A 22,835-nucleotide genomic window follows, 5' to 3' on the forward strand; every position below is an offset into this window, starting at 1 on the left:
GGCGAGCGGACGGCGGCGCGGCAAGCGGACGGCGGGGCGGCGCCGGACACACCCGGGCCCCGTCCGGCCGAAGCCTGAACGGGGCCCGAAGGAAGAGCGGTTGGGGCTCAGATGAGGCCGAGGGCGCGGACCGCGTCGCGCTCCTCCGCCAGCTCCTGCACCGAGGCGTCGATGCGGGCGCGGGAGAACTCGTTGATGTCCAGGCCCTGGACGATCTCGTACACGCCGTCCTTCGTGGTGACCGGGAAGGAGGAGATGAGGCCCTCCGGGACGCCGTAGGAGCCGTCGGACGGGATGCCCATGGAGGCCCAGTCGCCGTCGGCCGTGCCGTTGACCCAGGTGTGGATGTGGTCGATGGCGGCGTTGGCGGCGGAGGCGGCCGAGGACGCGCCACGGGCCTCGATGATCGCGGCGCCGCGCTTGGCGACGGTCGGGATGAAGTCCTCGGCGAGCCACTTCTCGTCGCTGACGACCTCGGCGGCGTTCTTGCCGGCGATCGTGGCGTGGAAGATGTCGGGGTACTGGGTGGCCGAGTGGTTGCCCCAGATCGTCAGGCGCTTGATGTCGGCGACCGTCGAGCCGGTCTTCTTCGCGAGCTGCGTGAGCGCGCGGTTGTGGTCCAGGCGGGTCATCGCGGTGAAGCGCTCGGCCGGTACGTCCGGAGCGGCGGCCTGCGCGATCAGCGCGTTGGTGTTGGCCGGGTTGCCGACGACGAGGACCTTGATGTCGTCCGCGGCGTTGTCGTTGATGGCCTTGCCCTGGGGCTTGAAGATGCCGCCGTTGGCCGAGAGGAGGTCACCGCGCTCCATGCCCTTGGTACGCGGGCGGGCGCCCACCAGGAGAGCGACGTTGGCGCCGTCGAAGGCTACGTTCGCGTCGTCCGTGATGTCGATGCCCTGGAGCAGCGGGAAGGCGCAGTCGTCCAGTTCCATCGCGGTGCCCTCGGCGGCCTTGAGCGCCGGGGTGATCTCCAGGAGGCGGAGCCTGACCGGCACGTCCGCGCCGAGCAGCTGGCCGGAGGCGATGCGGAAGAGCAGGGCGTAACCGATCTGGCCGGCCGCGCCGGTGACGGTGACGTTCACGGGAGTGCGGGTCATGGCGTTCTCCGTAGGACAGCTGGCGGTGGGGCGTCGCTGCCCCGGTTCGGATGATCGATCTCTTGGCGTCAAGAGAGATCCGCCGTCAGGCTATCGCGCATCCGGGATCCCGGACGTCCGGGTCCCGTGTGGCCCACCCCACAGAGTCGCGTTCACCGTGCCACGGGCAGCGACGGCCGCCCGTCCGGGAGAGGGGAGTGACGAGCGGCCGTCGCCCGGGGAACCGACTTCGCCGGACTCCCGTGGGGATACTTCCTCGCCTGCCCCGAACCGGGCCGGGCATTCCCCTCGTACGGCGATTCGTACGAGGGGAGGCTGCCGTGGCGCCCGCACACGCTGCCGGGTGCCGCGGCCCTACCGGGTGCGCCCCTACTGGGTGCAGCCCTTCTGCCCGGTCGCCTTGAGCGTGACGCACGCCGTCGCGTCGCCCGCGTCCTTCACGGCCACCATCGGCGTGTACGCGTCGGTGTCCGTGTCGACCGCACCGGTCTGCTTCGCCGACCCGGAGGCGGTGACGTCGACCTGGTCGCCCGGGGCGGCCTGGGTGATGCGCGCCCACGCCGCCTGGCAGGTCTTGCTGTAGCGGACCTCGACGAGCGTGGTGCCGACGGTGACGCTGTTGGCGGTCTGCGCCAGCTCGCCGCCGCAGCCCATGTTCTCCGGGTCCTGGCCGGTGCACGTGGCGCCGCTGCACTCCACACCGACCGGCAGGTCGGGATTCGTGCCGGCCGAGGTCGTCGGCGACGCACTCGGCTTGCTCGCCTCCGGGGTGTCTTCGCCCCGGTCGGTGAAGGCCCAGGCCGCCGCGACCACCACCGACGCCCCCACGACGCCCGCGAGGAACATCGTGAGCCGCCGCTTGCGCCGCGAACCGCCGGACCCGCCGCTGCCGCCCGGCCGGGCGTCCTGCGGCGGACCGCCGGGTGCCACTGCGGGCGTACCTGGGGTCCAGGGTGCCGCGCCCTGATGTCCGGGCGTCTCCGACGGCCCGGACGGTCCGGCCGGTCCCGAGGGCGAGGCCGCGCGCCCCCCGGCGCCACCTCTCGCCGCCGGTCCCTGGTACCCGGCCATGCCCCACGAGTTGCTCTCGGCCGAGCCGGAACCGGCCGAACTCGCGGAACTCACCGAGCCGCCGGCAGCACCGCCGCGTGCCGCGCCCGTACGTACGTCGGTCGCCGAGTCCCGGGCCTCCGTGGCCTTCGGCTGCGGCGGCACGGTCGGTGAGACGCCCGCGGGTCCGGCGATCCCCGGAGTGACCGTCGCGGTCCGGCCGCCCCGCCCGTTCTTGCCGCTCCCGTTCTTCGTCTCCGCGGCAGGCGCCCCGAACTCACCCAGCGCGGCGCGCGCCTGGGAGATCCGGATCGCCTCCATGGTCATGTCGTGGCGCATCTCCGAGCGGCTCCAGGCGCGCTCGGCCAGCTCCCACATCGTGGTCAGGTGCACGGGATTGGTCCCCGTGACCTCGGCCAGGGCGACGATCGCGCCCTTGGGCGCGAGAAGCCGACCGTTGAGATAACGCTCCCACGACGTCTTGCTGTAGCCCGTGCGGTCGGCCACCGCCGCGATGCTCAGGCCACTGCGGTCCACGAGCCTGCGCAGCTGGCTCGCGAACTCCCTGACCTGCGGATCCAGTTCATCCGGCAAGGCCCTCCAACGAGGCATTGCTTCCCCCCTCATTCCCCCCGGTCGTGCTGGCTGTTCTCCCGTGCGTGGTGCCGTGGATCCCTTTGGCCGAATCCTTTTCTTGACTGTCTTGGCTACCCACACGGATGCGCCCAGTCAGGATCTCGGTTCCCGGGGTGGGGGCGCACGGGAGCATTGTCAGGCCCGGAGGTGCACCGTTGCACGCCCCCGACCTACGGTCCAGTGTTCCACCGACTGCCCTCCCGGCCGGCCGAACCCCTGGATTACGTACGGGACCCCCCGGACCGTCCCGATTGCCCACATTAACCCTGTCGCGTTGCGCCCCGGTTGCGATTCCTCGAACTTATCGACACATCGCCACACAGAAAGCACAAGAAAGGTCACACCGGACGCGCGGATGTCACATTCCCTCAACGCCCTCAACCAAAAACGACAGCGCCGACCACCGCGACAAGCACGAGCACCAGTACGAGGACCACGGCGACGAGCAGCACCCGCCGGGACGGGTCCGCCGAAACCCCGGAATCCTTTCCGGACCCCGAGCCCGAACCGGACCCCGACCCGGTCCCGGACTCCACCCACCACGGGAGGGTGGGCACCTCCTCCTCGTACACCCCGTCCTGCCGCTCCGGTTTCCCGGGCTCCGGGGCCGGTGGCCGGGGCCAGGCCTGGACCGCCAGTTCCCAGCGGACGCCGAAGCGCTCGGCGTCCACAGGGGCGAGGCCCGCGACCCGGCACAGGGCGGCTATCGCCTGCCGGGGCGGCGGCTGGGTCGCGTTGAGGTACCGCTGCCAGGAGGACTTGCTGTACGCGGTGCGCGCGCCGAGCGCGGCCAGGCTGAGCCCGGTGCGGTCCTTGAGGAGCCGCACCTGCTCGACGAAGTGCCGCACTTCCGGCGGCAGGTCGTCGGGCAGCGGCTGCCAGGCGCTCATCGCGCGTCCTCCTAGGCGTTCGTCGGCCGGTCCCAGGCATTTGACGACGTCAGAGGGGGCAACGGTTCCCGCCGGGGCGAAGTACGGCCCACGGTTCCTACCTGCCCTGACTGCTGATCGTGTAGTGCAGCGTGTCGTCCAGGAACGGGATCGTCAGCCACGGCCTCGGCTGCGCCATCATCGCCAGCAGCACGATGGCCGTACCCAGCACCGTGTACGTGACCATGTCCGTGAACCGGGACCGTACGGCGAGCATCCCGACGTCCGGCACCACCCAGCGCAGCACCGCGCCGGCCAGCATCGCGGCCCCGATCAGCAGCAGCCCGTACCGGAACACGTCGAGCGCCGTCATCAGGAGCCCGGCCCCTACCGTGCCCAGCACGACGAGGATCGGCCACTGCCGAACGGGCGCCGGCGCGTCCCCCGGAGCCGCCCGGCCGCCGCCCTCGGGTCGCGCGGTGTCCCGCGTGAAGAGGGGGAAGCGACGCGTCGTACGCCGGGGACGCCCCGCGGCGTCCGGCGCGCTGACGGGGTCGACGGCAGTGGGTTCGGGCAACTCACCGGATGCCGGCGCGGACGCCGACGCGGGCTCCGCCCGCCTGTCCTCCGCCTCAGCCGACACTGCGCTCCGCCGCCTCGACCACGTTGACGAGCAGCTGGGCACGGGTCATCGGGCCGACTCCGCCGGGGTTCGGGGAGATCCAGGCGGCCACCTCGGCGACGCCCGGGTGGACGTCGCCCACGATCTTGCCCTCGGCGTTGCGCGAGACACCGACGTCGAGAACGGCGGCGCCCGGCTTCACGTCCTCGGGGCGGACCAGGTGGGCCGAGCCCGCGGCGGCGACGATGATGTCGGCGCGGCGGAGGTGGGAGGCGAGGTCACGCGTACCCGTGTGGCACTGCGTCACCGTCGCGTTCTCGCTGCGCCGGGTGAGCAGCAGCGGCATGGGGCGGCCGATGGTGACACCGCGGCCGACGACCACGACCTCCGCGCCCTTGATCTCGACGCCGTGGCGGCGCAGCAGGGTGAGGATGCCGTTGGGGGTGCAGGGCAGCGGAGCCGGCTCGTTCAGGACGAGGCGGCCGAGGTTCATCGGGTGGAGGCCGTCAGCGTCCTTGTCGGGGTTCATCAGTTCGAGGATGCGGTTCTCGTCGATGCCCTTGGGGAGGGGCAGCTGGACGATGTAGCCGGTGCAGGCGGGGTCCTCGTTCAGCTCGCGTACGGCCGCCTCGATCTCCTCCTGGGTGGCCGTGGCGGGCAGTTCGCGCTGGATGGAGGCGATGCCCACCTGTGCGCAGTCGCGGTGCTTGCCGGCGACGTACTTCTGGCTGCCGGGGTCCTCCCCGACGAGGATCGTGCCGAGGCCGGGCGTGACGCCCTTCTCCTTCAGCGCCGCCACGCGGGCGGTCAGATCGGACTTGATCGCGGCTGCGGTGGCCTTGCCATCGAGAATCTGGGCGGTCATGCCCCCATCCTCGCGGATGACCACCTCCGGGTTCCAATCCGGGTTCGGTTCCGGGTTGGGATCAGGGTTCCGATCCGGGTTCGGTTCCGGGTTCGGATCCGGTTGCGCCACCGCCGTACGGGCATGATCGAGGATGTTGCACTTGCACAACACATGCACTATGCGGCTGGACAAGCACAAGTGAACTAAAGAACGATAAAACGACAAGCAGCACAGTGCCGCGGGCAGGGCCGGGGGGCGGACCGCATACGTACATCACCTTCCTCCGTTCGGTGCCTCGCGTCGTCCCCGCACTTGACGCAGACGGAGGAAGACCCGCCATGAGTTTCGGCGACCCGAACAACCCGTACGGCCCGCCCCCGCAGCAGCCCCAGCAGCCGGCGCCCGGTTACGGCTACCCCCAGCAGACCCCGCCCCAGCAGCCCGGCTACGGCTACCCGTCGGCACCGCCGCTCGGCCAGCAGGGGTACGGACAGCCGGGCTACGGACAGCAGGGCTACGGCGGCTACCCGGGCGGCCCGCTCACGATGCCGGGCAACGTGAGGGCCGCGCGCGTGATGCTCTTCGTCATCGCGGGCCTCCAGGTGATCGGCGCCATCCTCATCGCGCTGTCCGCGGTCGCGATCAACGCCGCGAAGAACGACCAGCAGCTCAAGGACGACGTCGACTTCCAGCAGCTCGCCGACTACTCGTCCGGCGCCCTGTGGGCCGTCACCGCGCTGGCCCTCGCCTGGGGCGTCTTCGCGATCGTCCTGGGTGCGAAGTTCGGCAGCGGCGGCAGCGGCGTCCGCGTCACCACCATGGTGTTCGCGATCATCACCGCCGTCCTCGGTATCTACCCCTTCATCGTCGTCGGCCTGATCCACACCGTGCTCGCGATCCTCGTCGCGGTGTTCGTCGGCAAGTCCGAGGGCGCGGCCTGGTTCAACCGGGCGAAGTACCCCGGGGTCCACCAGTAGGCAGCGGCTGCCGGCGAGTCCGCAGCGTCCACCGTCAAGGGCCGTGTCCCACCCCGCCCGAGGGGAGGACACGGCCCTGGTGCGTCGCGCCCTGTCCGCCGGGCACCGCTCCCCGGGCTCAGCCGCAATGCCGAAGATCCACTTGTGGGAACGGAGCCTGTGTCGACCTGTGTTCGGACGGCCCGACGCCGACGAAGCGCGCGTCCACCGGGCAAGGAAATCCGTCCCAGCGGGATGCCGGGACGACGGGACGGAGTTCACGCGGCACGTTCCGAGATCGTTGGAACGGCCATGGGACGGCGTGCGTGGCACAGTGGCCCGGCTACTGGAGCGTCTGACCAACGTGCCATGGGGGGAAACCATGCCCGCACACCCGGAATCCGAACAACTCGCCGCGATGTTGCGTGCGTTGAAGAACAGATCAGGACTGAGTTACGAAGCACTCGCCAAGCGGACCGACATCGCCGGCTCCACCCTGCACCGCTACTGCAAGGGCACCTCGGTGCCTCAGGACTACGGAAGCGTCCACCGCATCGGCACGGTCTGCGGCGCGTCACCCGACGAACTCCGGTCACTGCACCGGCTGTGGGCGCTCGCGGACACGGCCCGGCTCAAGGAGAACGGGGCGGAGAACGCCGCAGGGAACGCGGCCGGGAGCGGGGAGGCCGCAGATGCGGTGCAGGACCCGGCCGCCGAGGAACCGGCGACGCCGGAACCCGTCCCGGCCCGTCGGACCCGCTACCCCGTCGTCGTCGCCGCGGTGGCGGCGGTTCTGACGGTCGGGGTCTCGGCCTGGGTTCTGTCGACGGAGGAGGCGTCCTCCGCCAACGGCCCCGGCACCGACGGCCGCGTGCTGTTCTCGGCCGGCTGCCGCGAGGTGGTGGCCATGGGCCAGCACGACACCTGCGTACACGAGGTGCAGCAGCTGCTGCACGACAAGGGCGCGGACATCGGCGTCGACTCGGACTTCGGGCCGCAGACCCTGCGCCGGGTCACCGCGTTCCAGGTGTTCGCCGGCCTCCCGCCCAACGGTGTCGTGGACGACGCGACGAAGAAGGCGCTGTACTCCTCGCCGAAGGTGCGCATGAACGTGTGGTCGCCGGAGAAGGTGCGGCAGCGCATCCGCGCGGTGTTCAAGGAGGCGCCGGACAAGGCCGTCGCCATCGCGGACTGCCAGTCCTTCCTGGACCCGTTGCACATCCTCCCCAACACCAACGGCACCCGTAACTGGGGCGTGTTCCAGATCTCCGACGCCCGGCTGCGCGAGCTGGGCGGCACCCCGCGGCAGGCGCTGGACCCGGCGTGGAACATCACGGCGGCCGAGCGCCTGTGGAGCGTGGACCACGACTTCCACGACTGGCCGAACTGCGAACGAGCCGCCGATGCCTCGCCATCGCCCACAAAACGCCCCTGAGCACACGGCCGCGGCTCACCGGAACCGGGATTCCGGTGAGCCGCGGCCCTACTCGTCACTCGTCACTCGGCCTCGGGCTCGGCCTCAGTGGAAGAAGTGCCGCGTCCCCGTGAAGTACATGGTGACGCCCGCCTTCTGCGCCGCCTCCACGACCAGCTCGTCCCGCATCGAACCGCCGGGCTGCACCACGGCCTTGACGCCGGCCGCCGTCAGGATCTCCAGCCCGTCGGGGAACGGGAAGAACGCGTCCGAGGCCGCGTACGCACCGCGTGCCCGCTCCTCCCCCGCCCGCTCGACCGCCAGCTTCGCCGAGTCGACGCGGTTGACCTGGCCCATGCCGACGCCGACCGAGGCGCCGCCCTTGGCCAGCAGGATGGCGTTGGACTTGACGGCCCGGCACGCCTTCCAGGCGAAGGCGAGTTCCGCGAGCTCGGACGCGGACAGCGCGTCGCCCGTCGCAAGGGTCCAGTTGGCCGGGTCGTCGCCGTCGGCCTGGAGCCGGTCCGTCACCTGGAGCAGCACACCGCCGTCGACGGGCTTGACCTCGACCGGGTTGGCGGGCGCGCCGGCGGCCTTGAGCACCCGGATGTTCTTCTTCTTGGCGAGGGCCTCCAGCGCCCCCTCCTCGTAGTCGGGCGCGACGATGACCTCGGTGAAGATCTCCGCGACCTGCTCCGCCATCTCCTTGCTGACCGGGCGGTTGACGGCGATCACACCACCGAACGCCGACAGCGGGTCGCACGCGTGCGCCTTGCGGTGCGCCTCGGCGACGTCCGCGCCGATCGCGATACCGCAGGGATTGGCGTGCTTGATGATCGCGACGCAGGGCTCGTCGTGGTCGTACGCGGCACGGCGGGCGGCGTCCGTGTCCGTGTAGTTGTTGTACGACATCTCCTTGCCGTGCAGCTGCTCGGCCCTGGCCAGGCCGCCACCCGTCCCGTCCACGTACAGGGCGGCGGGCTGGTGCGGGTTCTCGCCGTAGCGGAGGGTGTTCTCGCGCTCCCAGGTGGCGCCGAGGAAGTCAGGGAACTGCGACTCGTCCACCGGGGCGTACGACGACGCGAACCAGGAGGCCACCGCCACGTCGTACGCGGCGGTGTGCTGGAAGGCCTCCGCGGCGAGCCGCTTGCGGGTGGTGAGGTCGAAGCCGCCGGTCTGTACGGCGCTCAGCACGTCGGCGTACCGCGCCGGGCTGGTGACCACGGCCACGGACGGGTGGTTCTTGGCGGCGGCGCGGACCATCGAAGGGCCGCCGATGTCGATCTGCTCCACGCACTCGTCGGGCGAGGCGCCGGAGGCGACCGTCTCGCGGAACGGGTAGAGGTTGACGACGACCAGGTCGAAGGGCTCGACGCCCAGCTCGGCGAGCTGGGCGCGGTGGTCCTCCAGACGCAGGTCGGCGAGGATGCCCGCGTGCACCTTGGGGTGCAGGGTCTTGACCCTGCCGTCCAGGCACTCGGGGAAGCCGGTGAGCTCCTCGACCTTGGTGACGGGGACGCCAGCGGCGGCGATCCGGCCCGCCGTCGATCCCGTGGAGACGAGTTCCACGCCGGCCTCGTGCAGGCCACGGGCCAGCTCTTCCAGACCGGTCTTGTCGTAGACGCTGACGAGCGCCCTGCGAAGGGCCCGCTTGTTGCTCTCGGCCGTGACAGTGATGTCGGCGGTCACTGGATAACTACCTTTCGTCCCTCAATGCGATAGCCGTTGCGGGCGAGCCGCCCCACGACATCGACGAGCAGCCTTCGCTCGACTTCCTTGATGCGCTCGTGCAGAGCGCTCTCGTCGTCCTCGTCCCGGATCTCCACCACGCCCTGAGCGATGATCGGTCCGGTGTCGACGCCGTCGTCGACGAAGTGGACGGTGCAGCCGGTGACCCTCGCGCCGTACGCGAGCGCGTCGCGAACGCCGTGGGCCCCCGGAAAACTGGGCAGCAGGGCGGGATGCGTGTTGACGAACCGCCCGCCGAACAGGGCCAGGAACTCCTTGCCCACGATCTTCATGAACCCGGCGGAGACGACCAGATCGGGTTCGTACGCGGCCACCGCCCCGGCGAGCGCCGCGTCCCACTCCGCCCGGGTGCCGTGGTCCTGCACCCGGCACACGAACGTCGGCAGCCCGGCCCGCTCCGCGCGGGCGAGCCCCTCGATGCCGTCGCGGTCGGCGCCGACCGCGACGATCTCGGCCCCGTAGGCCTCGGTGCCGGTGGCCGCGACGGTGTCGAGGAGCGCCTGCAGGTTGGTACCGGATCCGGAGACCAGCACGACAAGACGCTTGGCGGCCTGGGACTCGGCCACGGCGGGGCCCTTTCTCGGGGGAGCGTTTGTATGGTCGTACGAATGCTTCGCGCCCGGGGATACGGGGAAGTCTACGAAGCGGCCGACCGCCAGCAACGATACCGGCACTCCGGACAGCCCCCACGGGACGGGGGCGTGGCCGGAAGGTAGCGTCTGGGAGGAGCCGGTCCGGGAACGCGGTGGTCACGCGGTGCGTTCACGGAGTGGCGGCTCATGCCGAACAGCCGTAATCGACAGCCGTATCGACAGCCGTGAACCAACGGCCGTGATCAACAAGGGGAAGACGCTCACTTGATGTCGGACCGCAGCCTGCGACTCCTCACGCTCACCCCGCAGTCTGTGCTGCTGCGGGAGCACCCCGCGTCGCCCCCCGACGCGCCCTCGGGCAAGAAGAACGTCGACACCGGCACGAACGGCGACGGTCAGGGAAGCGCGGCCCAGGACGACAACCCGTTCGCCCCGCCGCCCGAGGGCACACCGGACAGGCCCTGGCAGCCCCGGCATCCGGCGGGCGACGACGCCTCCGGCGACGGCGGCAGCTCCCCATGGGGCAGTCAGTGGAGCGACCGGCAGCCCGGCCGCTCCCCGGGCGTCTTCGGCGACCGCTCCGGCCGGTCCGGCGGACAGGGCGGCCCCGAGGGACAGGGCGACGGACAGGGCACCAACCCGCGCTGGGACCCGACGGACCCGGCCCAGCGCCAGGCGCGGTACGCACTGCTGTCCGGCATGTGGGCCTTCTTCTTCGCCCTCTTCAGCTGGCCGTACGTGGCACTGCTGCTCGGCGCGCTCGCCCTGAACTGGGGCATCGGCGCCCTGCGCGCCAAACCACGCACCCCGAACCCGGACACCCCGGCGCCCCCGCAGGGCACCGGCGGCGCGGGCGCCGGGAGCCGGCAGCAGCGGACGGCCGCGATCAGCGGCCTGGTCACGGCGTCCCTGGCACTCGTCATGGTCGCCGCGACGTTCAGCCTCCAGTTCATGTACCGCGACTACTACACGTGCGCGAACGACGCCCTCACGACCACCGCCGAGAAGGCCTGCAACGACCTGCTCCCGAAGCAGCTCCGGGAAGTGTTCGGCACGAACAGCTAGATCCGGTCCGGGAACAACTGTCCCCCGGCTACGGCTGGGTCTCCTCCGGCTCCGGCCGAGCCTCTTCCGGCGGCGCCGCCGACGACGCCGCCTTGAGCGCGGCCCAGCGGGCCTCGCGGGACGCGGCGTCGTCGTACCAGGGCGCGGGTGGCGTCGACGGTGACGGCAGATCGGCGGGGAGGAAGTCGTAGACGGCCTCCAACTCGTAGGGGTCGCTCGCCCCGTAGGCGTCGTCGGCCGCAGTCCCGCGCGGTTTCCGCGTCCCGTCGGGCACCGCCGGGGTCGTCAGCTTCAGCGTGCCGGTGTCGGCGCCGGTGTCCGCTCCGGTGCCCTTCGGCCGCTTCCGCAGCCGCCACGCGCGCAGCCCCAGGGCCGTCGGTACGGCGACCGCGGCCGTCCACACCAGTGTGGCCGCGCCCGTCTGCCACCACACCGGTCCGACATGGGCGAGGGCGCCGCTCCCGAGCGGCCCGCCCGACAGCGCCGCCAGCACCGCCAGCGCGCCCGCGCACAGAGCTGCGGCAAGACCCGCGTTGGCGGCGGTACGCCCGCCCGACCAGGGCACCTTCCCCTCGCCCGGCCCCGCCGCCCGCGCCGTGAACCAGGCCACCGTCAGCCCGGCCGCCACCGGCACCGCGGTGACCGCCCAGGTCAGCGGGGTGCCCGGGCCGGCGTCCGGCAGGGCCGCCAGCAGCGGGAACGGCGGCAGCAGCGGCGCCGGGTCCGAGACCAGTGGCCCGGTGGCGTGGCCCGCGCCGAGCGCGAACCCCGGGCCGAGCGCGTAGGCCGCGCCCCACAGTGCCGCGTTGGGGATCAGGGCCAGGCAGAGCAGCAGGACGGCGATCCGGCCCGACCACGCCTCCGTCAGCTGGAGGAAGGAGTCCCGGGCGGCGCCGCCGTGCCCGACCAGCGACACCGCGACGAGCAGCGCCCCGCCCCCGACGACCACGGCGGTGCCGGCCCCGGCCGCCCGCCCGACGGCCAGTCCCCGGCCACGGGCATCCGCGTCCAGCGCGCGTCGGCGCACCCACCTGGGCAGCGGATACAGCACCCGCGGCGAGAGGGGCGCGCACGGCCGACCGTACGCCGTCCACACCCCTGCGCCCGCCGCCGTCATGGCGAACAGCGGCACGCATACGGCCGTCCACGCCCAGTCGGGACGCAGCCCGCCCCCGGCCGCGTACAGCGCGACACCCCCGCCGACGGCCAGATACCCGGCGACCACGCCGAGCCAGACGGTACGGGCGGGAAGAGGGGGCGCGTCCTCCGCCGCGCCTTCCCGCTCCGGGCCCTCCGTCGCGTCGCGGGCGGCTCGGTGCAGCAGCCAGGCCGGGAGCGCGAGCAGCAGCAGGGGGGTCACGCCGACGGGGGCGGGGGCGCCGGACAGGCTGTCCACGCGCACGAGTTCGGCCCCGTGAGCGAGCAGCCAGAGGGCGGCGGCGACGTGCAGGGCGCCGTCGGGTCCGCTGTCCGGGTACGGCGAGCTGATCCAGAGCACCATGACGAGCACGGCGAACGAACCGAGCCCGAGCCCGGCCGCGACCGCGCCGCCGAGCAGGCCCGCGCCCAGTCCGGGGGAACGGTCGCGCAGACGGTCGCGGAGCCGGTCGCGCAACCGGGAGCGAACCCGGGAGCGGACCCGGGAGCGGACCCGGGTACGCGGGGGCAGGAAGGAGAGCCGGCGGTCGGTCGTCTGTGTCACGGACGCCATGCTCCCAACGACACGCGCTTTCCCGTCGTAACAGGCGAACTTACGACGTGTCACTCAATATACGTTTTATGTACTTTTCTGTGCGAAGGGGCCCCCGGTGACGCAAAGCCCCGCCATCCCGCTGCCCCCGCCCGCCGAACGCCGACGCCTGCGCGAGTCCCAGTCACTGACGCGGGCTCAGGTCGCCGAACGGGTGGGCGTCAGCCGCGAGACGGTACGCGCGTGGGAGACCGGCCGTACGACACCGCGCGGACGCAAGGCGCAGAAGTACGCGAGCCTGCTGGCATCGGCCCCGACGTCGGCACCCACCACACCCGCACCCACGTCGGCACCGGCACCGGCAGTCGTGGCGGAAAAGGGGACGGGCGACGCCCCCATCACCCCCCTGACGCCCGCTCAGGCCTTCGACGCGCTCTACGCGTTCTGCGCGCCCGCCCTCGTACGGCAGACCTATCTCCTCACCGGGCGGCGGGAGTTGGCGCGCGAGTCGGTCGAACGGGCGTTCCAGCTGGCCTGGCACCGCTGGCCCGAGGTGGCCGTGGACCCGGACCCGGCGGGGTGGGTACGGGCGACGGCGTACGAGTGCGCCCTCTCCCCCTGGCACCGCTTCCGTGCCCGCCACCGCCACCCGGAGGCCCCGCCAGCCGACCCGGACGACCGCGCGCTGTTGTCCGCGCTCCTGACACTCCCCCCGCCGTACCGCCGCACCCTGGTCCTCCACGACGGTCTGGGGCTCGGCCTGCCCGAGACGGCGGCGGAGACGGAGGCGAGCACCAGGGCGGCGGCGGGCCGCCTCCGCCACGCCCGCGAGACGATGGCGACCCGCCTGCCGGACCTCACGGACCCGGCCCGCCTCGCACCCCGCCTGGCGGGCCTGGCCACCCACGCCCGGCTGCGCGCCGCCCGCCCCTCGTCCGTCCGCGCGGGCAGCGAACGCCGCGCCCGGAACTGGACCCAGGCGGCGATCGCCTTCACCGTCGCCCTGATCGGCGCCACCACGTTCACCCTCCAAACGGCCCCGACGCACTACGAGCCACCGGTGGCCCCGGGGACGACAGTGCAGGGGGTGCCACCACAGGCGGCCCCGGGGCCGTTGTCACGGACGGAACGAAACCTCCGCAAGAAACTCCGGGACACGACGCCGAGCGGCCCGGAGAGAACCCTGCCGGAGCCGAGGTGAGCTGCGTGCGGGCTGCGGGCTGCGGGCTGCGGGCTGCGCATGACTGTGGGCCCGCCCCGACAAAGGGAACGGGCCCACATGGGTCCGGCTCAGGACCACCGGAAGACGTCAGGAAACGTCAGCCGGCGAGGATCTCACGCGCCAGCTTCGCCGTCTCGGTGGGCGTCTTGCCGACCTTGACACCGGCGGCCTCAAGGGCCTCCTTCTTCGCGGCAGCCGTGCCGGAGGAGCCGGAGACGATGGCACCGGCGTGGCCCATCGTCTTGCCCTCGGGCGCGGTGAACCCGGCGACGTAACCGACGACCGGCTTGGTCACGTTCTTCGCGATGAAGTCCGCGGCACGCTCCTCCGCGTCACCACCGATCTCACCGATCATCACGATCAGGTCGGTGTCGGGGTCCGCCTCGAACGCGGCCAGCGCGTCGATGTGCGTCGTGCCGATGACCGGGTCGCCACCGATGCCGACGGCCGACGAGAAGCCGATGTCCCGCAGCTCGTACATCATCTGGTACGTCAGCGTGCCGGACTTCGAGACCAGACCGATACGGCCCGGCTTGCTGATGTCGCCCGGGATGATGCCGGCGTTCGACTGGCCCGGAGTGATGAGACCGGGGCAGTTCGGGCCGACGATCCGGGTCTTGTTGCCCTTCGACTGCGCGTACGCCCAGAAGGCGGCGGAGTCGTGGACGGCGATGCCCTCGGTGATGACGACCGCGAGGGGGATCTCCGCGTCGATCGCCTCGACCACGGCGGCCTTGGAGAAGGCCGGCGGTACGAAGAGGACCGATACGTTCGCGCCAGTCTTCTCCATCGCCTCGGCGACCGTGCCGAAGACCGGGATCTCGGTGCCGTCGATGTCGACGGAGGTGCCCGCCTTGCGCGGGTTCACGCCACCGACGATGTTCGAGCCGTCCGCCAGCATGAGCTTGGTGTGCTTCATGCCCGTGGCACCGGTCATGCCCTGGACGATGATCTTGCTGTCCTTGTTCAGGAAGATAGCCATGGCTGTTCTGTCCCTCTTCCCTTACTTCGCAGCCGCGAGCTCGGCGGCCTTGTCGGCCGCGCCGTCCATGGTGTCCACGCGCTGGACCAGCGGGTGGTTGGCGTCGGTGAGGATCTTGCGCCCCAGCTCGGCGTTGTTGCCGTCGAGGCGGACGACGAGGGGCTTGGTGACTTCCTCGCCCCTGTCCGCGAGCAGCTGCAGCGCCTGCACGATGCCGTTGGCGACCTCGTCGCACGCGGTGATGCCGCCGAAGACGTTGACGAAGACCGACTTGACGTCGGGGTCGCCCAGGATGATCTCCAGGCCGTTCGCCATCACGGCCGCGGACGCGCCGCCGCCGATGTCGAGGAAGTTGGCGGGCTTGACCCCACCGTGCGCCTCACCGGCGTACGCGACGACGTCGAGGGTGCTCATGACGAGACCCGCGCCGTTGCCGATGATGCCGACCTCACCGTCGAGCTTGACGTAGTTGAGGTTCTTGGCCTTCGCGGCGGCCTCAAGCGGGTTGGCCGCGTCCTTGTCCTCAAGGGCCTCGTGGTCCGGCTGGCGGAACTCGGCGTTCTCGTCCAGGGACACCTTGCCGTCTAGGGCGATGACCTTGCCGGAGGCGACCTTGGCGAGGGGGTTGACCTCGACGAGGAGGGCGTCCTCCTTGATGAAGGTGTCCCACAGGGTCACGAGGATCTCGGCGACCTGCTCGGCGACCTCGGCCGGGAACTTCGCCTGGGCGACGATCTCGCGGGCCTTCTCGATGCTCACGCCCTCGTTGGCGTCGACCGGGACCTTCGCGAGGGCCTCCGGGTTCTCCTCCGCGACGACCTCGATCTCCACGCCGCCCTGGACGGACGCCATGGCGAGGAACGTGCGGTTGGTGCGGTCGAGGAGGTACGAGACGTAGTACTCCTCGACGATCTCGGGCGCGGTCTCGGCGATCATCACCTTGTGGACCGTGTGGCCCTTGATGTCCATGCCGAGGATGTCCGTCGCGCGGGCGACGGCCTCGTCCGGGGTGGCGGCGAGCTTCACGCCGCCGGCCTTTCCACGCCCACCGACCTTCACCTGCGCCTTGACGACCGACTTGCCGCCCAGACGCTCAGTCGCAGCGCGCGCCGCCTCAGGCGTGTCGATGACTTCACCGGCCAGCACCGGTACACCGTGCTTGGCGAAGAGGTCCCTCGCCTGGTACTCGAACAGGTCCACGCGCGTCCGTCCCTATCAGTGATCTCGCGGTTCGTTGGATGCGTGGGCGTGCCGCGAAGGGCAACGTGACGTCCGCCGTGTCACAAGGGTGGCGCACACGATGTCCGAGTGCGCGGCATGTCCGTCTCGCAGGTTATCGCCGCACCCCGCAGGTCCCTAAATCAGGAATCACACCTGAGCGGTGATACCTGTCACAGAGTGCCATTCACGGCCGATATTCGGCCCGCGAGAGGGGCGCAAAGACGCGTTACGAATGCATAGGGGCGCAAAGGTGAGGCCTCACCGGGCTGGGGTGGGCCCGGTGAGGCCCCTGGAAGGCCCGCCAACGGCTTTGACGGTCCTCCGGCGACGGTTCCCCACCCCTGGGGGAGCCGCTCGCCGCTGCCCGCCGGGCACGCCCCGACCGGACCGATGGCATTCGGCCGTACAGGGGCTTTCCCGGCGGAGTCCGGAAGATCCGCACGTCAGGCGTGCGGAGGTCGGGTGCGCGGAGCTGGGCCAGGATGTGCGGAGGCCGAGATTCCGGCTGGCACTCCGTGCAGTCGTCGCGTGCCGTTCCGGCCCGACGGACGGTTTCGCGCACGGCGACGGAACGGAGCGGACGCCCTGCCTAGGCGGGGCTTACGGGAATGTCCCGGTACCTGTTCCCGGCCTCGGCACCGGCGGCGACCGGGGCGACCCCCGGTACGAGGCACACCGGCGCCCGCTGGTTCAGCGCGACGGCATGTCCGTCGCCGTGCCCTCCGTGCCGGGGACCACCGGCGTCGACGACCGCCCGGTCACCGAGCGCCCCATGAGACACCCCGTTGTCCGGCATGCCCCCGGGCACCCGACGCACAGCCGCCCCGGAGACGTCCACGCCATCCCGGTCACCGGCCGCCACCACTCCACGGACGTCCACGGCCCCACCCGCACGACCGAGGAACCGAGGGCCGTAGGGCACTCCGTCCTGATGCGCCCCGGCAGCGGGCGTCGGCAGGGTCTTCTTCGGCAGCGAGGGGGCGGCCGGGGACGAGGGGGAAGTGGAAAGAGGGGGAAGGGAGGGGAGGGAGGGAGAGTCCGGAGAAGCAGGGACCGGAGAGTGAGGAGAAGAGGGTGCGGTAGGCAACGAGGGCACGCCCGGAAGCACGGGCGGCTCAGGGATCTCCGGAAGCACCGGAAGTGCCGGCAACTCGGGAAGTGCCGGAAGTGCCGGTAACGCGGGGAGTCCCGGAAGTTCGGGTAACGCGGGAACCGCGGGAAGCGTCGGCGGGGCAGGCAACGTCGGCGCCTGCGCCACGACCTCCGCCAACTCCTCGGTCACGGCCGCCACCGGGCCACCGACCGGAGGCCCGACCCTCTCGGCCGTCGGCCGAACCACGTCGACCCGCACCGGTGGCGGGCCCTCCGCGGCATGCGCCCGCTCCCCGCAGAGGAACCCGAACACGAACAGGCCGCCGACCAGCACCGCCACCCGCAGCGCGCGCCGCCCCGCCGCCGTACGCGTCACACGCACTACGGCAACGGACAGGGCGACTGGCCAGTTCAAGAAGGAGGACTTTCCCGGGCGGCGTTACGACGACGGGCGTCAAGGAACCACGAGTGTCGAGGAACAACGAGGAGCAGGACAAGGCGGCGCCGATCCTGCACGGCCCTCCCGAGGTCGCGCAAGTCCCCCGTTCCCGATGCGCACTCATGTCCCTTTTGCCGACCGGAAGCCGCCCTCACGCCACTCGGTTCACTCAGCGCACTCGGGTCACTCGGGTCACTCGGTGTCGGGTATCGGCAGCGGGCGCTTCTCGATGGCCGCGGCCATGATGTCCGGGAACAGGTCGGGAGTGCAGGCGAACGCCGGTGCTCCCAACGCCGCGAGTGCCGCCGCGTGCTCCCTGTCGTACGCCGGCGCCCCCTCGTCCGAGAGCGCGAGCAGCGTCACGAACTGCACCCCGGACGCCTTCATCGCGGCGACCCGCTTCAGCATCTCGTCGCGTATGCCTCCTTCGTAGAGGTCGCTGATCAGCACGACGACGGTCTCGGCGGGCCGGGTGATCTGCGACTGGCAGTACGCGAGCGCCCTGTTGATGTCCGTGCCACCGCCGAGCTGCGTACCGAACAGCACGTCCACCGGATCGTCGAGCTGGTCGGTGAGGTCGACGACCGCCGTGTCGAAGACGACGAGCCGGGTGTCGATCGACCGCATGGACGCCAGCACCGCCCCGAACACCGACGCGTACACCACCGATGCCGCCATCGATCCCGACTGGTCGATGCAGAGGACGACCTCCTTCTTCACCGACTGGGAGGCGCGCCCGTACCCGATGAGCCGCTCCGGCACGATCGTGCGGTACTCCGGGAGGTAGTGCTTGAGGTTGGCCGAGATCGTACGGTTCCAGTCGATGTCGTGATGGCGCGGCCTGCTGATACGGGCACTGCGGTCCAGCGCACCGGTGAGCGTGGCCCGGGTCCGGCCGGCGAGCCGCTTCTCGAGATCCTCGACGACCTTGCGTACGACCGCTCTCGCCGTCTCCTTCGTCGTCTCCGGCATCGCCTTGTTGAGGGAGAGCAGCGTGCCGACGAGGTGGACGTCCGCCTCGACCGCCTCCAGCATCTCGGGCTCCAGCAGGAGCGCGGAGAGACCGAGCCGGTCGATGGCGTCCCGCTGCATGACCTGGACGACGGACGACGGGAAGTACGTCCGGATGTCACCGAGCCATCGTGCGACCGACGGCGCGGACGCCCCGAGCCCCGCCGAACGGTCCCGCCCCGGCCGGCCCCGGCCCCCGTCGTCCCTCCCGTAGAGCGCGGCGAGCGCGCCGTCCATCGCGGCGTCCTGTCCGGAGAGCGCACACCCGGTACCGTCCGCCGCGTCGCCCCCGAGCACGAGGCGCCACCGCCGCAACCGCTCCTGTGCCGGATCCGCCGACTCGGTCGCCGTCGTCATGTCCCCACCCCCACAAGGTTGTTGTCGTCGACGCCCCCGTCACCCGCGTCCGACGGCCCCAGCAGCAGCCGCAGCACCGGCAACACGGCATCCGCCCGCCGGGCGTCGAGGCCGGGTGCGAACCCCGGCACACCGGCGGCGCCGGTCACCGCACTTCCCCCTTTCCCCGGGCCGCGCCGGACCAGTTCCCCCAGCGTTCTGCGCACCCCCGGCTCGTACACCGAGAACGTGCGCCTCAGCAGGGGCAGCACATCGGTGAACGCCTCCGCGGACACGCCGGTCAGCCAGGCGTCTACCAGCCCGAGCAGCCGCTCGTCGTGCACCAGGAGCATCCCGCCCCCGGAGCCGCCCCCGACGAACCCCTCGATCCACGCCGCCGCGTCCCCCGGCGCCGTCCCCGGCGACAGCACGAGCCCCACGAGGACCGCCGCCTCGTCCTGCGCCAGCTCCCCGTCGTCCAGCAGCAGCCGCACGGCCCGCCCGCGCACGACCCCGGCCACACTGTCCCGCGCGCACAACACCCGGAGCACGGAGTGCCAGCGGTGCCGCAGCTCGCTGTGCCGTCCCGGCGCGGGGACATCCTCGGCGGCGCTCGCGGGAGTGTCCTCGGGCTCGGAGTCCCTCACGGGGACCTCCGCGGCGGGGCCCGCGGAGACACCGCCCGGAGAGGCCCCCGCGGCAGCGCCACCAGCCGGAGCCGGAGCCGTGTTCGTGCCGGCGGCCTCGCCGAGCAGCCCCACCGCCCCGTGCACCGCGTCCACATGGCGCCGCATTTCCTCGGCGGCCTCCGTGTCGAGCGCGGCGCAGGCCGGGGGCAGGCCGACGAAGACGCGCTCGGCGAGACCCGCCGCGACCTCGGCCAGCGCCCGGGTGTCCGTGCCGCGTACATCGCCGTAGCGCAGGGACCGGACCAGCGCCGGAAGTGCCTGGGCCAGGTGGCCCACGTCGGCGTCGAGGGCCGCGCGGTCGGCGAGGACCCGCATCACCACGGGGAGCGCGTCGGCCAGTTCGGCGAGCAGACAGCGCTCGGCGAGTCCGGTCACGTCGGCCAGTGAGCCCGCGCCGACGGCGTCGGCCTCCGCCCTGGCGGTCGCCGCCGAGAGCACGGTCGTCCCCCACACACCGGCCTCGGCGACCCGTACCGCCAGCTCCGGCTCCCACCTCAGGCGCCACGTCTCCCGGAAGGTACCGGTGCTGCCACGCGACGCCGCGGGCTCGCCCCAGCCGATCCCGAGCAGCCGCAGGCGGTGCAGCAGCCGGCTGCGCGCGGCGTCGGTCTCCTTGCGCAGATCGAGCTCCAGCTCCCTTTCCAGCGCCTCCGGTTTGAGCCGCAGCCGACGCTGAAGGCGCGTCAGGTCCCGTTGCAGGGGCACCGTGGGCGCCGACTCCGGTACCTCGCCCAGCACGTCTCCGACGACGAGCCGGTCCTGCACCAGGGCCAGCGGGACGTCCGAGCCCTCGCACATCACCGCCCGCACGGCGTCGGTCGTCTCGGTGAGTCCCGGCAGCGGGCGCCCCCGCATCGCCGCGAGCGTCTCCGCCAGCCGCACCGCCTCGATGACGTGCGCCGAGGAGACCATCCTGTCCTCGTCGCGCAGCAGCCCGGCCACCTTGGTCATCCACCGCTCGACCGGCCGGTCCCGCGCGCCGAACAGGTGCCCGTACCAGCCGGGCGAGTCGATGCCCGCCCCGTACCCGCTGGACCGCGCGAGCCTGCGGTGCGTCCACGGCACCCAGGTCACGTCCACCTTGACCTTGGCCAGCCCCTTCAGCAGCGCCCGGTCGGCGGCGACGGCGGTCTTCCGCCGCAACGCGGGCACATGCCAGGCGCCGCACACCACGGCCACCGCCGCGTCCCCGAACTCCCTCTGTGCCGCCCGCATCTGGAGCCGCATGTACGCCTCCCGCACGGGATCCCGGTCGTGGCCCCCGGTCCCGTACACCTCACGCAGCGCGCCCATGGCCTCTTCGAGCGCCTCGAAGGGAGCGAACGCGTCCCCCTCCCCCGTCCCCCGGTGCTCGACGACGTCCTCCCACCAGCGCTCCGGATCGTCGTAACCACCGGTCCTCGCGAGCACGGCGAGCGGATCGACCCGCAGATCGACGTCCGTGACCGTGTCCGTGCCGGACGCCGGACCATCGGTTCCGTCCCCCTCGCCCTCCGGCTCCCCGTCCTCCGCCACCTCCGCCGTCTCGTGCTCCCAGGCGAGTGTGTGCGTGGCGGGGAGGTCGATGAAGCGGACGGGGACCCCGTGTTCGAGGGCCCAGCGGATCGCCACCCACTCCGGGGAGAACTCGGCCAGCGGCCAGAACGCCGAGCGGCCGGGTTCGTCCACGGCGTGGGCCAGCAGGGCGACCGGTGGCCGCATGTCCTCGTCGGCGGCGAGCGGGACCAGGGCGTCGGCCTCGGGCGGCCCCTCGATCAGGACGACCGCCGGCCGCGCCGCCGCCAACGCGGCCCGCACCGCCCGCGCCGAACCGGGCCCGTGATGCCGCACACCGAGCAGCAACGGCCCGGTGCTCCGCCCGGCCTCGGTCACGATGCCCCCTTCCTTACCCACGTCGAGTCGTCGTCATCGACCGCTTCACTCACGCCACCGCCCCACACGGACACCGAACCGCCTCCCGCCGACATCCCGTACCCCCGTCCCCGTCCATCCGCGCCCCCACCCACGGCACGGCTCATGCGCTCGCCTCACGGCAGGCCCGGTAGAAGTCCTTCCAGCCGTCGCGTTCGCGGACCACCGCCTCCAGGTACTCCTGCCAGACGACCCGGTCGGCCGCCGGATCGCGGACGACGGCGCCGAGGATGCCCGCGGCGACGTCGGAGGCCCGCAGGACGCCGTCGCCGAAGTGGGCGGCCAGGGCCAGGCCGCTGGTGACCACCGAGATCGCCTCGGCGGTGGACAGCGTGCCGCTGGGCGACTTCAGCTTCGTCCGGCCGTCCGACGTGATCCCGTCGCGCAGTTCACGGAAGACGGTCACGACGCGACGGATCTCGTCGACACCGTCCGGCACGGCCGGCAGGTCGAGCGAGCGGCCGATCTGGTCGACCCGGCGCGAGACGATGTCCACCTCGGCGTCGGCGCTCTCCGGCAGCGGCAGCACGACCGTGTTGAAGCGGCGCCGCAGGGCGCTGGACAGCTCGTTGACCCCGCGGTCGCGGTCGTTGGCCGTCGCGATCAGGTTGAACCCGCGTACCGCCTGCACCTCCTGGCCCAACTCCGGTATCGGCAGGTTCTTCTCCGACAGGATCGTGATCAGCGTGTCCTGTACGTCGGCCGGAATACGGGTCAGTTCCTCGACACGGGCCGTCATCCCCTCCGCCATCGCCCGCATGACGGGGCTGGGCACGAGGGCCTCACGGCTCGGGCCGTGCGCGAGCAGCCGCGCGTAGTTCCAGCCGTACCGGATCGCCTCCTCCGGCGTGCCGGCCGTGCCCTGGACCAGCAGCGTCGAGTCGCCGCTGACCGCTGCCGCCAGGTGCTCGGACACCCAGGTCTTCGCCGTGCCGGGGACGCCGAGGAGCAGCAGGGCGCGGTCGGTCGCCAGGGTCGTGACGGCGACCTCGACGATGCGGCGCGGGCCCACGTACTTCGGGGTGATCACCGTGCCGTCGGGGAGGGTGCCGCCCTGCAGGTAGGTCGCGACGGCCCACGGCGACAGTTTCCAGCGGGCCGGGCGCGGGCGGTCGTCCTGCGCGGCCAGCGCGGCGAGTTCGGCGGCGAAGGCGTCCTCGGCGTGCGGGCGCAGTTCCTCCGTGCCGTTCGCGTGCGCGGACTGCTCCTGACGCGGTTCGACGGATGTCGGTTCAGTGGAAACAGACATGGCTCGGTCCCCCTCCAGCTCGGCCGGTCTTGGCCCGTTCGGATCTGGTGTCCACACTGCACCACGCCACTGACAATGCGCTCTGAGCTGCGGAA

General features: G+C 72.0%; 18 protein-coding genes. 4 read left to right on the forward strand and 14 right to left on the reverse strand.

The window, feature by feature from the left end; genetic code table 11:
• Nucleotides 1–107: 107 nt before the first annotated feature.
• The 5 genes from OG595_RS15220 to OG595_RS15240 form a co-directional block, all read right to left on the reverse strand.
• On the reverse strand, nucleotides 108–1,097 hold the full coding sequence (locus OG595_RS15220) for a malate dehydrogenase (protein WP_329272276.1): 990 nt from the start codon (nucleotides 1,095–1,097) through the stop codon (nucleotides 108–110).
• A 369-nt stretch (nucleotides 1,098–1,466) separates the two neighbouring features.
• Nucleotides 1,467–2,759, reverse strand: coding sequence for an XRE family transcriptional regulator (locus OG595_RS15225; RefSeq protein WP_329272279.1), 1,293 nt, complete (start codon nucleotides 2,757–2,759; stop codon nucleotides 1,467–1,469).
• A 401-nt stretch (nucleotides 2,760–3,160) separates the two neighbouring features.
• Complete coding sequence (locus OG595_RS15230; RefSeq protein ID WP_329272281.1) at nucleotides 3,161–3,673, reverse strand: helix-turn-helix domain-containing protein; 513 nt, start codon at nucleotides 3,671–3,673, stop codon at nucleotides 3,161–3,163.
• A gap of 97 nt (nucleotides 3,674–3,770) precedes the next feature.
• Complete coding sequence (locus tag OG595_RS15235) at nucleotides 3,771–4,229, reverse strand: DUF3017 domain-containing protein (protein ID WP_329282892.1); 459 nt, start codon at nucleotides 4,227–4,229, stop codon at nucleotides 3,771–3,773.
• A 55-nt stretch (nucleotides 4,230–4,284) separates the two neighbouring features.
• A complete protein-coding gene (locus tag OG595_RS15240) occupies nucleotides 4,285–5,139 on the reverse strand; it encodes a bifunctional methylenetetrahydrofolate dehydrogenase/methenyltetrahydrofolate cyclohydrolase (RefSeq protein ID WP_329272284.1) in 855 nt (284 codons plus the stop codon).
• 320 nt (nucleotides 5,140–5,459) lie between these two features.
• Between OG595_RS15240 and OG595_RS15245 the strand changes: the two genes are divergently transcribed.
• Together OG595_RS15245 and OG595_RS15250 are read left to right on the forward strand one after the other, a co-directional pair.
• Complete coding sequence (locus OG595_RS15245; RefSeq protein ID WP_329272286.1) at nucleotides 5,460–6,098, forward strand: hypothetical protein; 639 nt, start codon at nucleotides 5,460–5,462, stop codon at nucleotides 6,096–6,098.
• 361 nt (nucleotides 6,099–6,459) lie between these two features.
• A complete protein-coding gene (locus OG595_RS15250; protein WP_329272288.1) occupies nucleotides 6,460–7,512 on the forward strand; it encodes a helix-turn-helix domain-containing protein in 1,053 nt (350 codons plus the stop codon).
• An 84-nt stretch (nucleotides 7,513–7,596) separates the two neighbouring features.
• On the opposite strand, the gene purH is transcribed toward OG595_RS15250, so the two are convergent.
• Nucleotides 7,597–9,168, reverse strand: a complete 1,572-nt coding sequence (purH, locus tag OG595_RS15255) for a bifunctional phosphoribosylaminoimidazolecarboxamide formyltransferase/IMP cyclohydrolase (protein ID WP_443073340.1) — start codon at nucleotides 9,166–9,168, stop codon at nucleotides 7,597–7,599.
• Between the two features lie 8 nt (nucleotides 9,169–9,176).
• Nucleotides 9,177–9,806 (reverse strand): phosphoribosylglycinamide formyltransferase, encoded by a 630-nt coding sequence (purN, locus tag OG595_RS15260; RefSeq protein ID WP_329272293.1) that lies wholly within the window; start codon nucleotides 9,804–9,806, stop codon nucleotides 9,177–9,179.
• 294 nt (nucleotides 9,807–10,100) lie between these two features.
• Here purN and OG595_RS15265 point away from each other — a divergent pair, with 294 nt between their 5' ends.
• Nucleotides 10,101–10,898 carry a hypothetical protein gene (locus tag OG595_RS15265; RefSeq protein WP_329272295.1) on the forward strand — a complete coding sequence of 266 codons (798 nt, stop codon included), beginning with the start codon at nucleotides 10,101–10,103 and terminating at the stop codon, nucleotides 10,896–10,898.
• Nucleotides 10,899–10,926: 28 nt separating this feature from the next.
• On the opposite strand, the gene OG595_RS15270 is transcribed toward OG595_RS15265, so the two are convergent.
• Complete coding sequence (locus OG595_RS15270; protein WP_329272297.1) at nucleotides 10,927–12,609, reverse strand: cell division protein PerM; 1,683 nt, start codon at nucleotides 12,607–12,609, stop codon at nucleotides 10,927–10,929.
• 97 nt (nucleotides 12,610–12,706) lie between these two features.
• Here OG595_RS15270 and OG595_RS15275 point away from each other — a divergent pair, with 97 nt between their 5' ends.
• Nucleotides 12,707–13,789: a helix-turn-helix domain-containing protein gene (locus OG595_RS15275; protein WP_329272300.1), complete on the forward strand. Its 1,083-nt coding sequence runs from the start codon at nucleotides 12,707–12,709 to the stop codon at nucleotides 13,787–13,789.
• A 118-nt stretch (nucleotides 13,790–13,907) separates the two neighbouring features.
• Here the strand turns inward: OG595_RS15275 and sucD are convergent, their stop codons facing one another.
• The 6 genes from sucD to OG595_RS15305 all read right to left on the reverse strand — a co-directional run bounded on the left by sucD (nucleotide 13,908) and on the right by OG595_RS15305 (nucleotide 22,740).
• A complete protein-coding gene (sucD, locus tag OG595_RS15280; RefSeq protein WP_329272303.1) occupies nucleotides 13,908–14,792 on the reverse strand; it encodes a succinate--CoA ligase subunit alpha in 885 nt (294 codons plus the stop codon).
• 21 nt (nucleotides 14,793–14,813) lie between these two features.
• Nucleotides 14,814–15,992 (reverse strand): ADP-forming succinate--CoA ligase subunit beta, encoded by a 1,179-nt coding sequence (gene sucC, locus OG595_RS15285; RefSeq protein WP_329272305.1) that lies wholly within the window; start codon nucleotides 15,990–15,992, stop codon nucleotides 14,814–14,816.
• A gap of 610 nt (nucleotides 15,993–16,602) precedes the next feature.
• On the reverse strand, nucleotides 16,603–16,893 hold the full coding sequence (locus OG595_RS15290; protein WP_329272307.1) for a hypothetical protein: 291 nt from the start codon (nucleotides 16,891–16,893) through the stop codon (nucleotides 16,603–16,605).
• Between the two features lie 843 nt (nucleotides 16,894–17,736).
• Nucleotides 17,737–18,912, reverse strand: coding sequence for a VWA domain-containing protein (locus tag OG595_RS15295; RefSeq protein WP_329272310.1), 1,176 nt, complete (start codon nucleotides 18,910–18,912; stop codon nucleotides 17,737–17,739).
• Nucleotides 18,909–21,452: a DUF5682 family protein gene (locus OG595_RS15300; protein ID WP_329272311.1), complete on the reverse strand. Its 2,544-nt coding sequence runs from the start codon at nucleotides 21,450–21,452 to the stop codon at nucleotides 18,909–18,911. The genes OG595_RS15295 and OG595_RS15300 overlap by 4 nt, the downstream gene beginning before the upstream one ends.
• A gap of 142 nt (nucleotides 21,453–21,594) precedes the next feature.
• On the reverse strand, nucleotides 21,595–22,740 hold the full coding sequence (locus OG595_RS15305; protein ID WP_329272314.1) for an ATP-binding protein: 1,146 nt from the start codon (nucleotides 22,738–22,740) through the stop codon (nucleotides 21,595–21,597).
• Nucleotides 22,741–22,835: the final 95 nt, after the last annotated feature.

Source organism: Streptomyces sp. NBC_01451 (assembly GCF_036227485.1).
Classification (GTDB): Bacteria; Actinomycetota; Actinomycetes; order Streptomycetales; family Streptomycetaceae; genus Streptomyces.